Annotated in this window: 11 protein-coding genes; 7 read left to right on the top strand and 4 right to left on the bottom strand. The window is 73.3% G+C overall.

The annotated features are described in order from the left end of the window. Positions 1-47 precede the first annotated feature (47 nt). Positions 48-365, top strand: a complete 318-nt coding sequence (locus tag Sru01_RS04190) for a hypothetical protein (RefSeq protein WP_203982497.1) — start codon at positions 48-50, stop codon at positions 363-365. Positions 366-696: 331 nt separating this feature from the next. After that, positions 697-1383, top strand: coding sequence for a hypothetical protein (locus tag Sru01_RS04185; protein WP_203982496.1), 687 nt, complete (start codon positions 697-699; stop codon positions 1381-1383). 69 nt (positions 1384-1452) lie between these two features. On the opposite strand, the gene Sru01_RS04180 is transcribed toward Sru01_RS04185, so the two are convergent. Beyond that, entirely contained in the window at positions 1453-2388 is a 936-nt protein-coding gene (locus tag Sru01_RS04180) for a sulfite exporter TauE/SafE family protein (protein ID WP_203982495.1), read from the bottom strand. Positions 2389-2580: 192 nt separating this feature from the next. Between Sru01_RS04180 and Sru01_RS04175 the strand changes: the two genes are divergently transcribed. Next, complete coding sequence (locus Sru01_RS04175; protein WP_239136880.1) at positions 2581-3543, top strand: sulfotransferase family protein; 963 nt, start codon at positions 2581-2583, stop codon at positions 3541-3543. A 3-nt stretch (positions 3544-3546) separates the two neighbouring features. Here Sru01_RS04175 and Sru01_RS04170 read toward each other — a convergent pair whose 3' ends face one another. From Sru01_RS04170 to Sru01_RS04160, 3 genes are all read right to left on the bottom strand, one after another. Beyond that, the gene (locus tag Sru01_RS04170; RefSeq protein WP_239136879.1) at positions 3547-4485 is read right to left on the bottom strand and encodes a glycoside hydrolase family protein; all 939 of its coding nucleotides are present in this window, start codon (positions 4483-4485) and stop codon (positions 3547-3549) included. 92 nt (positions 4486-4577) lie between these two features. After that, on the bottom strand, positions 4578-5594 hold the full coding sequence (locus Sru01_RS04165) for a LacI family DNA-binding transcriptional regulator (protein ID WP_203982494.1): 1017 nt from the start codon (positions 5592-5594) through the stop codon (positions 4578-4580). A gap of 44 nt (positions 5595-5638) precedes the next feature. Further along, complete coding sequence (locus tag Sru01_RS04160; RefSeq protein ID WP_239136877.1) at positions 5639-6640, bottom strand: LacI family DNA-binding transcriptional regulator; 1002 nt, start codon at positions 6638-6640, stop codon at positions 5639-5641. Between the two features lie 124 nt (positions 6641-6764). Here Sru01_RS04160 and Sru01_RS04155 point away from each other — a divergent pair, with 124 nt between their 5' ends. Genes Sru01_RS04155 through Sru01_RS04140 form a run of 4 tightly spaced genes read left to right on the top strand, consistent with a single transcriptional unit; the run spans position 6765 to position 11527 of the window. Beyond that, positions 6765-8021, top strand: a complete 1257-nt coding sequence (locus Sru01_RS04155) for an ABC transporter substrate-binding protein (RefSeq protein WP_203982493.1) — start codon at positions 6765-6767, stop codon at positions 8019-8021. Continuing rightward, entirely contained in the window at positions 8018-8941 is a 924-nt protein-coding gene (locus Sru01_RS04150; RefSeq protein ID WP_203982492.1) for a carbohydrate ABC transporter permease, read from the top strand. Before Sru01_RS04155 ends, Sru01_RS04150 begins: the two co-directional genes overlap by 4 nt. Beyond that, the gene (locus Sru01_RS04145; protein ID WP_203982491.1) at positions 8938-9702 is read left to right on the top strand and encodes a carbohydrate ABC transporter permease; all 765 of its coding nucleotides are present in this window, start codon (positions 8938-8940) and stop codon (positions 9700-9702) included. The genes Sru01_RS04150 and Sru01_RS04145 overlap by 4 nt, the downstream gene beginning before the upstream one ends. Then, positions 9695-11527 carry a glycoside hydrolase family 127 protein gene (locus tag Sru01_RS04140; protein ID WP_203982490.1) on the top strand — a complete coding sequence of 611 codons (1833 nt, stop codon included), beginning with the start codon at positions 9695-9697 and terminating at the stop codon, positions 11525-11527. The genes Sru01_RS04145 and Sru01_RS04140 overlap by 8 nt, the downstream gene beginning before the upstream one ends. Positions 11528-11681 lie beyond the last annotated feature (154 nt).

Raw genomic sequence — 11681 nt, 5'->3', positions numbered from 1 at the left:
GGGCCGGTCGTGATCACCGTGGTGCCGGTATCGATGAGGGAGCGCGAATGAAGACTGGAGTGACCAAGGCGGTCAAGACAGCGGTGATCGGCGGGTTGCTGGCCGCCGGGGCGGTACTGGTCCCGGCGACGGCCGCGCACGCCACGCCGTCCAACTGCAGCGGCCGGTACGAAGGGAACTCGTACTGGGCGAACTGCACCAGCGGCACGGGGTACTACCGGGCGACGGTGCGGTGCTACCGGATCGGCTCGGAGAAGTACACCCCCCGGTACGGCCTGTGGAAGAAGGTGCACCAGGGCATCTCCGTCGCGACCTGCCTCTCGTCGGAGGAGGCCGCGTCCGGCGGCTGGCAGCTGAAGAACTGAGACAGGGCGGCGACCGCCTGCTCGCCGGACCGGCGAGCAGGCGGTCGCCTTGGCGCGCCCGGCGTCGCGCGGCCGAAAGGTCACAGAAACATAACCGCGAGGGTAGGGTTGACCGGCGTGGCCGGCCGCTGCTCCCCACCCCTGGTGAATCCCCGGTTCGGTGGCCGGGGCGGCGAAACGGGGGCCGGCGGCGGATGTTCCGGATGATCGGAGCACGGCCGGCCCGAGGTTACGCTCGTGTGGGCGCGCCAGCGGAGAATCGGCCTGAGCCTTCCACGCGCCGTCCACGTACCCATCACCGAGGGGTGGAAACGGGTTGGATGGAGGAGACATGCGACACCTGGCACACGAGCCCGCCCGGGATGACGCGGCCGTACCGGAGGTGATCCCGCTGGGCGGCCCGCATTCGGTGAATCCGCAGATCGTCGGGGACGGCGCGGCGCTGCTGTCGCGCGCGCTGCGGGTCGGTTTCCCGGTGGCGCGGGGCTTCGTGGTGCCGGTCACCGCCGCGGGCATGGACGTCGCCGAGGTGCTCGGCGGGGCGCTGCGCGAGGCGTGGGCGGCGATCCGGGGGTCGGTGCGCATCGCGGTGTCCGCCACCTGCCCGGCCGGCGGCGGTTTCGGCGCCAGCCCGCAGTTCTACGACGGCAGCACCTGGAGCGGCCTGCTGGACGGCCTGTACGACATGCTGGCCCACCACCGGCTGGAGAACCCGGCCACCACCCGGCTGCCGTGGTCGATCGTCGTCCAGGACGTGCCGGACGTGCGGTGTTCGGCGCTGGTCATGAGCGGGCATCCGACCGGGTGGGGTCAGGGCGCCAGCGTGTGGAGCGGCTCGCCGGATCCGGACGACCCGCGCGACTGGCTCGGCTGGACGCGCCGCCGCCGGCTGCGCCGGCTGGCCCGGGAGGCCGCCGCCCTGGCCGGCCACCCGGTGGACCTGGAGGTCGTCTACGACGTCCGCGGCAGCGGCCGGATCGTCGACTTCCGCCGCTACAACCCCGTTCCGCAGGCCTGATCCGAACCGCATGGCACCGGCCCCGCATCCACCGAGGACGCGGGGCCGGTGCCGTTGCGAAGTGAAGGCTCAGGCGGGGGTGGTCTCCTCGGTGCGGCGCGCGGCGAGCTCGGCCTCGACCGCCTCGACGGACTCGCGCTCCTTGTCCCGGCGGTACTCGCGTACCGAGTAGACGATGGCCGCGATCCAGATCGCCGCGATGACGATGTAGGCGGTGGCCTGGACGCCGCCCGGGGCGTCGATCCAGTCGCTGCGCAGCAAGGTCCGCACGTTGGTCAGCACGATGACCCCGCCGACGGCGGAGCCGAGAACGCGCGGCGGGATGTGCCGGACGAGCCAGGCGGCGATCGGCGCGGCGATGACGCCACCGAGCAGCAGGACGGCGACCCAGGCGAAGTTGATGTTCTCCGAGCCGATGCCGACGAAGAAGCCGATGCTGGCGGCGATGGCGACCAGGAACTCGCTGGCGTCGACGGACCCGATCACCTTGCGCGGCGCCAGCCGGCCGCTGGCCAGGATGGCCGGGGTGCCGACCGGGCCCCATCCGCCGCCGCCGGTCGCGTCGACGAAGCCGGCGACCAGGCCGAGCGGGGCGAGGAAGCGGCGGCGCAGCGGCTTGCCCAGGTTGCTGCGGGGCAGGCCGAACGCGGTGAACCGGATGAGGATGTAGACGCCGAGCGTCAGCAGGATGATGGACATGACCGGCGCCGCCACCTCGGTGGACAGGCTGGACAGGAAGGTGGCGCCGGCGAAGGCGCCGACGGCTCCGGGAACGCCGATCTTGGCGACGACCTTCCAGTCGACGTTGCCGAAGCGCCAGTGGGAGATGCCCGAGGCGAGCGTGGTGCCGATTTCCGCCAGGTGGACGGTGGCAGAGGCGGCCGCCGCGTTGGTGCCGATGGCGAGCAGCAGCGTGGTCGAGGTGACGCCATATGCCATCCCCAGGCTGCCGTCGACGAGCTGGGCCGCGAGGCCGACCAGCCCGAGCAGGATAAGCGCGCGCACGGGCTCCCCTTTCCGATGATTCCTACTATACAAGTAGGAATCATCATCTAGCCCGTTGGCATATCGGTCAAGCTCGGACATGGCCGGATGTGGACGGTAACGCGGACTCCCCCCGATCGACGCACAGAAGCCGGAGGCCTAGTATCCCCCATATCTGGTAGGTAAAGGGTCCTTAGACCCTGAAGTGGGAGGATGAACGTGGCACTACCGGACTTCCTGATCGCCGGCGTCCCGAAGGCGGGAACGACGGCGCTGCACGCCGCCCTGCAGCGGCACCCGGACCTCCACCTGTCCAGGATCAAGGAGCCCAAGTTCTTCCTCACCGACGGGCCGCCGCCGGCCCGGGGCGGTCCGGGGGACGCCGAGACCTACCGGGAGCACGTCTGGCGGCGCGAGGAGTACGAAGCGCTGTTCGACCCGGCCCCGGCCGGCGCGCTGACCGGCGAGGCCACCCCGTTCTACCTGTACGACGCGGGCGCCCGGCGCCGCGTCCGGGAGCTGATCCCCCGCGCCCGGCTGATCGTGATCCTTCGCGACCCGGTCGAGCGGGCCCACTCCAACTGGACGCACCTGTGGTCGGCCGGCCTGGAGCCGATCGGCGACGTGGTGCGCGCCTGTGCCGCCGAGCCGGAGCGGATCGCCGCCGGCTGGGCGCACTTCTGGCACTACGTGGGGCTCGGCCGGTACGGCGAGCAGCTCCGCGAGCTGTACGCCCTGTTCCCGCGCGAGCAGGTGCTGGTGTTCCGCTACCGGGACCTGGTAGATCGTCCCGCCGCCACCCTGGACCGGATCTGCGCGTTCCTCGGAGTGCGGCAGGGACTGCTCACCGAGCTGCCCCGGGAGAACGTCACCGCGCACCCGGACGGCGGGGTGCGGCACGCGCTGCTGTCGTCGGCGCGCCGGCTGCTGCCGCCGGCGCCGGCCGCCGCGGTGGAGCGGCTGCTCCAGCATCGCGGCGACTCGCGCCGCCCGCTGACCTGGGAGCAGCGGGAACGGCTAATCCCCTACTTCGCCGACGACATCCGGCTGCTTCAGGAGATCACCGGCGAGGACTTCGGCGACTGGCTGCGGCCCCGGGAGCGGTCCGGCGGCCTGGTCGGCGCCCGGCCGGCGGGCCAGCGGCAGGCGCGCAACGGCCGGCCGGCCGCCGGCTGAGCCTCAGCGGAGCTCGGTACGCAGCTCGTGCCCGCCGTCGGGCCTGGTGTACTCGTAGTACAGCCGGGTCCGGCCGCCCGGCAGGTCCACCACGTCCAGGTAGCGCAGTCCGCCGCCCCGGTACGGGGAGGCCGCGGCGGGCGCGGCGCCAAGGGCCACCAGCGCGGCGGGGTCGTCGCCCGCGGCGACCCCGGTGCGCTCCTCGTAGTTCTCCGCCGCGGTGGCGCGGCCGTCGTAGTAGGCCAGCACGCGGTCGCCGGCGAAGCGCACCGCGCTGACCCGGGTGCCCCGCGCGTCCCAGTGGCCGGGGCGGCCGGCCAGCGCGGTGCCCTGCCAGGTCCAGGCCAGGCCGTCATCGCTGGTGGCGTAGTCGGTGACCATCCGGTCGGTCTCGTCGGGGTCGGCCAGCGGGTGGCAGGACGCCCACAGGTGCCACCCGCCGGCGTGCTGGACGATCACGGGGTCCTTGACCCCGGTCTTGGGGTCGCCGGGCAGCACGGTCACCCGCCCGGCCGGGTCGAAGCCGGCCGGATCGGCCGCCTCCAGCACCTCCACCCGCCAGTGCTTGGTACCCGGGGTCGCACAGCTCAGGTACAGCCGCCAGCGTCCCTCGGGCGTGCGCACCAGGGCCGGCCGCTCCAGGGATTCGGCGTCCATCCGATCCCGGGTGATCGTGGTGAGGGTCTCGAAGCGCACCCCGTCGGCGGAGCGGGCCACCACGATGGCGTACCCGCGGCCGGCACCGACCGGGCGCCGCAGCCGGTAGGCGAGATAGATCTCGCCGCCGGCCTCGACGGCGCTGGGCGCGCCGGCCCAGTGGCCCGCCTCGCGCGCCGGCGGCGCGACGGCCACCACCGCGCGGGCGGGGTCGGGGAGCAGGATGTCCGGCCCGCCGGGGCCGGGGACGGAACCGGTGTCGGACCACGACAGGGCTTCGGGCACCGCCGCTCGCCTCCTTCCATTTCATGTATTACCAGCTGACTTTACCGCCATTTCGGCCGGCCGGGCGGCCGACCCGCCGTATCGGAAGACCTTCAGGGGTGGCGCAGGGCCGCCGTGCTCGCCCGGGGCACCAGCACCGGCGGCACGACGACCCGCTCCGGCCGGTGCCCGCCACCGGACCGCAGCAGCCGCAGCAGCACTTCGATGCTCTGCCGGCCGACCGCGGCGAAGTCCTGCCGCACGGTGGTCAGCGGCGGCGAGAAGAACTCCGCCTCGGGGATGTCGTCGAAGGCGGCGACGCTGATCTGCTCCGGCACCCGCACACCGCGCTCGCCGAACGCGCGCAGCAGGCCGAGCGCCATCTGGTCGCTGGCCACGAACACCGCGGTGACATCGTCGCGGGCGGCCAGGATCCGCCCGGCCTCGTACCCCGACCGCGGGCTCCAGTCCCCGGCCAGCACCTCGGGAACCTCCCGCCCGGCGGCGGCCAGCGCGGCACGCCACCCCGCCACCCGCCCGTCGGCCTCCAGCCAATCGGCCGGGCCGCGCACGTGCCACACCGTACGGTGCCCGAGCCCGAGCAGGTGCTCGGTGACCGCCCGGCCGCCCGCGGCCTGGTCGACGCAGACCACCGAGACCTCCCCGGCCGCGCCGCCCTCCACCGCGACCGCCGGGATGTCCGGCGGGAAGTCGGCCAGCGCCTGGGCGGTGGCGCGCTGCGGCGCGACCACCACGATGCCGTCCACATCCTGGTCGGCCAGGTAGTCCAGGGCCTCGCCCACCTCACCGGCGCCGGTCAGCGGCAGGCTCACCACGCTGACGAAGTAGCCGGCCGCCCGGGCGGCCCGCTCGATCGCCTGCACGGTGCAGGCCGGCCCGTACAGCGTGGTGTCCAGGCCCACCACGCCGAGCGTGCGGGTGTGCCGGGTGGCCAGGGCGCGGGCGGCGAAGCTGCGGCGGTAGCCGAGCTTGTCGATGGCGGCGAGCACCCGGGCGCGCGTCTCCCGGCGCACGTGGGGGTGGTCGTTGAGCACCCGCGAGACCGTCTGGTGCGATACCCCCGCCTCCCTCGCCACGTCGGTGATCACCGGTGATCGCGGTTGAACCATTGCCTCTCCTTCGCGGGCTGCGGATGCCACCGGCGGCCGGCCGGTCAGGGAGCGGTGGAGTCGCGGATGACCAGCCGGCACGGCATCCGGTGCACGCCCGGGGTGGCCCGGCCGTCGATCGCCGCGAACAGGTGCTGGGCCGCGGTGCGCCCGAGCCGCTCCAGGTTCATGTCCACCGTGGTGAGCGGCGGCCGGGTCTCGCCGGCGAGGATCTCCCAGTTGTCGTAGCCCACCACCGCGATGTCCTCCGGCACCCGCCGGCCGCGCTCGCGCGCGATGTCCAGGAAACCCGCCGCGATCTGGTCGTTCCCGCAGAACACCGCGTCGACCTGCGGCTCCGACATCAGCAGGATCTCGGCCGCGTGCCGGCCCCAGCGCTGCGACCACTCCCCCACCAGGGTGCGGCCGGTCTGCGCCACCCCGGCCTCCTCCAGCGCGCGCCGCACGCCCTCGGCCCGCTCCTGGACCGCCGTGTAGTTCGCCGGGCCGCTGATGTGCGCGATGGACCGCCGGCCCATCGCCAGCAGGTGCCCGACCGCCAGCATCGCCCCGTCGACGTCGTCCGGCACGAAGGACACGTCCGCGGGGTCCTCCGACGGCGCGTAGGCGTAGACGACCGGCACCGGCACCCCGGCGCCCAGCGAGGGCCGCGGGTTGGTGCTGTCGCCCACCACGATCAGCCCGTCGACCTGCCGGGACAGCAGGGCGCGCAGGTGGTGCTGCTCGCGGATCGCGTCGCCCCGCGCGTCGCACAGCAGCACCGCCATCTCCCCGGCCCCGAAGGCGTCCTCGGCGCCGAGCAGCACCGGGAAGTCGAACCGCCCGTTGCAGCCGGAGGTGAGCAGCCCGACGGTGCGGGTCTGCCCGGTCAGCAGCCCGCGGGCCAGCGCGTTGGGCTGGAAGGACAGCTCGTGCGCCACGGCGAGCACCCGGCGGCGGGTGGAGTCGCGCACGTCCTGCCGCCCGTTCAGCGCCTTGGAGGCGGTCGCGATGGACACCCCCGCCCGGGCGGCCACGTCGCTGATGGTCACCCGTCTGTCCGCCATCCCTCGAAACCCCTTTCGATCGCACCACACTCCGCTTCGACCATAGCATCCGTTGACAGGGTGTTGCGTTTCTTCTAGGTTTCCGAAAACCTTTTAGGAGCCCGCCGATTCGAAGGAGAGCGCAATGAGACGAACGCTGGTCCGCGCCGCCCTGGCGGGGGCGCTGGCGCTGACGACGGCCTGCGGCGGCGGCACCGCCGCACCGTCCGGCGACGGCCCGGTGACCATCACCATGTGGACCCGGGCGGCCACCCAGGCGCAGAGCGAGCGGCTGGTGAAGGCCTACAACTCCGGCCACCGGAACCAGGTCAGGCTGACCGTCATCCCCACCGACAACTACCAGCCGCGGATCGCCGCCGCCGCGGGCGCCAGGCAGCTCCCCGACGTGTTCGCCTCCGATGTCATCTTCGTCCCCAACTACACCGCCCAGGGGCTGTACCTCGACATCACCGACCGGATCGGCGCGCTGCCGTTCCAGGCCGCGCTGGCGCCCTCGCACATGAAGCTCGGCACCATGGACGGCCGCCGGTACACGGTGCCGCACACCCTGGATCTGTCGGTCTGGTTCTGGAACAAGGACCTGTACGCCAAGGCCGGGCTGGACCCCGAGCGGGGCCCGACAACGCTGAAGGAGTTCGCCGAGCAGGCCGCCACCGTCCAGCGCAGGCTGGGCAAGGGTGGCAAGGTGCACGGCACGTTCTTCGGCGGCAACTGCGGCGGCTGCTACGTGTTCACCTTCTGGCCCTCGGTCTGGGCGGCCGGCGGCGAGGTGATGAACGCCGAGGGCACCGAGTCGCTCAACGACCGGCCGCCGATGACCGACGTGTTCGCCGTCTACCGCGACCTGTACGCAACCGGCGTCGCCGGCCCAGCCGCCAAGGACGAGCAGGGCCCGACCTGGACCGGGTTCTTCCCCAAGGGGGAGATCGGCGTGATGCCGATGCCGTCCACCACCCTCGGCTCGATGCCCGCGGACCTGAAGATCGGCGTGGCCCCCATCGCCGGGCCGGACGGCGGCGCGTCGACGTTCGTCGGCGGCGACTCGATCGGCATCTCGGCCACCTCCGCGCACCCCGACGCGGCATGGGAGTTCCTGTCCTGGACGCTGTCGGACCAGGCGCAGGTCGAGATCATGGCGAAGAACAAGGACGTGGTCGCGCGCACCGACCTGGCGGCCAACAGGTACTCCGCGAAGGACCCGCGGGTCGTACTGATCAACTCACTGGTCGGCAAGGGCCGCACCCCGTACGCGCCGCGATTCGGGCAGACCTTCAACGACCCGCAGGGGCCCTGGCTGCGGGTCGCCCGCGAGGCGGTCTTCGGCGACCCGGGCCAGGTCACCCGGCTCAACGCCGAGATCACGAAGTCGCTGCGGCAGTGACGGCGACGCTGACCGGGCGGCCGGCCGCGCCCGCCGCGGCGCCCCCAGCCCGCCGCCGGCGGCGCCGCGCGGTGACCGGCTGGCTGTACGCGGCCCCGGTGGCCGCCGTCGTGGGCGTGCTGTTCGTCGCGCCGCTGGTGCTGGTGGTGTGGATGTCGCTGAACCGCTGGCCGCTGCTCGGGCCCGCCGCGCTCAACGCGCCGCGCAACTACCTGAAGGTCGCCGACGACCCGCTGTTCCTGGACGCGGTGGCGTTCACCCTCAAGTACACCGCGATCATCACCGTGCTGCTGTCCGCGCTGGCCCTGGGGCTGGCGCTGCTGGTTCAGGACCGGCGGCCCGGCGTCGGCTTCTTCCGCACCGCCTTCTTCCTGCCCGGCGCGGTGGGCTTCGCCGCCGCCGCGCTGCTGTTCTACGGCATGCTGAACAACGACTTCGGGCCGATCGACCCGATGCTGCGCGCCCTCGGCGTCACCGGCGAGCCGGTGCGGTGGCTCGGCACGCCGGACATGGCGCTGTTCTCCACGATCGCGCTGGTGCTGTGGCGCTTCGCCGGGTTCAACATGCTGATCCTGCTCACCGGCCTGCAGGCCATCCCGGTGGAGGTCTACGAGGCGGCGCGCAGCGACGGCGCGAACCGGTGGCAGATCCTCACCCGGATCACCCTGCCGCTGCTGCGGCCCACCCTCGCCCTGATGCTCATCCTCAGCGTCACCGGCTCGCTGCTGGCCTTCGACCAGTTCTTCATCCTCACCAACGGCGGCCCGGACAACAGCACCGTGTCGATGGTGATGGTCGTCTACCGCGACGCGTTCTTCCGGTTCGACCTCGGCGGCGCCGCGGCGCTGTCGGTGGTGCTGCTGGTCGCGCTGGTCGCGCTGAACACCCTGCAGATGCGGGTGCTGCGGAGGTCCCGGTGAGGTACTACACGACGCTGTCGGCGCTGGCGGTGCTGTTCCTGTTCCCGCTGCTGTGGAGCGGCTGGGCGTCGCTGGCCGACCCGGCCGACTACCTGCGGGTGGCCCGGTACGGCGAGGGCCTCGGCACCTACGCCGCCAACAGCGCGCTGGTGTCGCTCATGACGGTGGCCGGCACGCTGGCCGTCTCCGCGCTCGGCGGCTACGCCTTCGCCTGCTTCGACTTCCCCGGCAAGAACCTGCTGTTCCTCACCACGCTGGCCGTCCTGATGGTGCCGTACGCGACCATCCTGATCCCGCTGTACGTGCTGCTCGGCCACCTCGGGCTGCAGAACTCCCTGGTCGGCCTGGCCCTGGTGTTCGTGATGTTCCAGCTGCCGTTCGCGCTGTACATGATGCGCAACGCCTTCGAGGCGGTCCCCCGGGAGTTGGGCGAGGCGGCGCAGGTCGACGGGTGCGGCACCTTCCGGGTGTTCGCCCGGGTGCTGCTGCCCGCGGTGCGGCCGGGGCTGGTCACCGTCGGGCTGTTCGCCTTCCTCGCCTCCTGGAACGACTTCTTCGCCCCGCTGATCCTGCTCAACGACGGCGCCTCGTTCACTCTGCCGGTGGCCGTGGTCAGCATGACCCAGCACACCTTCGGCGCCGTCGACTACGGCATGTTGCAGGCCGGGGTGATGGTCATGGCCGTCCCCTGCCTGATCCTCTTCGTCGTCCTCCAGCGCCATTACGTGCGCGGATTCATGTCTGGAGCCCTGCGTGGTTAACCCTGTGCTGCCGTCCTCGGGAGTCCTGTCCCCCCTCGGCCTCGACGCCGTGCGCCCGCTCCCCGGTTTCTGGGGGGACCGAGTGGCCCTCGGCCGGGAGGTGATCGTCGCGCACTGCCGGGAGTGGATGGACAAGGAGGGCTGGATCGGCAACTTCCGCGGCGGCGCGCCCCGGCGCGGCAGGGAGTTCAGCGACTCGGAGGTCTACAAGCTGCTGGAGGCGATGGCCTGGTCCGGCGACCCGGGCCTGCCGGAGCTGGCCGCGCTGGTCGCCCGCGCCCAGGAGCCCGACGGTTACCTCAACACGCGCTGGCAGGGCACCCGCTACCTCGACTTCGCGTGGGGCCACGAGCTGTACTGCTACGGCCACCTCATCCAGGCGGCGGTGGCCCGGCTGCGCGTGCACGGCGAGGACGAGCTGACCGCGGTGGCGCGGCGGGCCGCCGACCACGTGTGCCGGCGGTTCATGGACGCCCCGGAGGTGTGCGGCCACCCGGGGGTGGAGATGGCGCTGGTGGAGCTGTACCGCGCCACCGGCACCGAGCGGTACCTGGAGATGGCGGCCAGGTTCGTCGCCCGCCGCGGCACACCCGCGCTGGGCGAGGTGCCGGCCGGCCGCGCCTACTTCCAGGACGACCGGCCGGTCCGGCTGGCCCGGGTGCTGCGCGGGCACGCGGTCCGCGCCCTGTACCTGGCCGCCGGCGCGGTGGACGTGGCCGTCGAGACCGGCGACGGCGAGCTGCTGGCCGCGGTGGAGGCGCAGTGGGAGCGCACCATCGCCGCCCGCACCCACCTGACCGGCGGCATGGGCTCGCGGCACGATCACGAGTCGTTCGGCGAGGACTTCGAGCTGCCGCCGGACCGGGCCTACGCCGAGACGTGCGCGGGGGTGGCGTCCATCATGTTGGCGCACCGGCTGCATCTGGCGACCGGCCGCGCCCGCTACGCCGACCTGGCCGAACGGACCATGTACAACGTGCTGGCCACCGCGCCGGCGCTGGACGGGCGCTCGTTCTTCTACACCAACCCGCTGCAGGTCCGGGTGCCCGAAGAGCCGCGGGCCGGGGTGAACCACGCGGCCGAGGGTGGGCTGCGCTCTCCCTGGTTCGACGTGTCGTGCTGCCCCACCAACGTGGCCCGGACGCTGGCCTGGTTGCCCGGGCTGCTGGCCACCGGGGACGCCGCCGGCGTGCGCATCGACCACCCGACGCCGGCCGAGATCCGGCACGGGGACCTGCGGCTGCGGGTGGAGACCGGCTACCCCTGGGTCGGCGAGGTGCGGGTCCGGGTGCTGGCCGACGGCGCCGGGCGGATCGCGCTGCGCGTCCCGGCCTGGGCGGAGGGGGCCCGGCTGTCGCGGCGGCCGGCCGCCGGCCGCCCCGGTCACCAGCCGGCGCGGCCCGGGTACGCGGTGGCCGAGGGGCCGTGGCGGGCGGGCGACGAGCTGTGCCTGGACCTGCCGGTGACCCCGCGCTGGACCTATCCCGACCCGCGGATCGACGCGCTGCGCGGCACCGCGGCCGTCGAGCGGGGCCCGCTGGTGTACTGCGCCGAGTCGGCGGGCGGCACGCCGAGCCTGGACGCGGTGACCGCCCGGACCGGGCCGCCCGCCGAGCACGCCGTGGCCGGCGCGGTGGAACTGGAGGTCGCGGCGCAGATCGGCGTCCCGGCGGAACCCGGCTGGCCGTACGGCCCGGCACCCGGCGGCCGGGACGCCCGTCCCGGAGGTGAGGCGGCCGGCGCGGACACCGTGCTGCGCCTGGTGCCCTACCACCGGTGGGGGAATCGCGGCCCGGCCACCATGCGGGTCTGGCTGCCCGTCTGAAGACCCCGCGGCGCTCCGGGACCGGGACGGGGCGCCGCGGGCTCGCCCCCGTCCAGGCCCACGACTAGGCTTCGAAAACCTTTTTCGTAGCGATGAAAACGCTACTGAAATAGCCACACGGATGTAAGCACAGGTCATAGGGCTTTGGAAGCCT

Source organism: Sphaerisporangium rufum, from assembly GCF_016863395.1.
GTDB classification, from domain to species: Bacteria; Actinomycetota; Actinomycetes; order Streptosporangiales; family Streptosporangiaceae; genus Sphaerisporangium; species Sphaerisporangium rufum.
The sequence above is the reverse complement of the archived record's forward strand: the minus strand, read 5'-3'. Positions and strand labels throughout refer to the sequence as shown.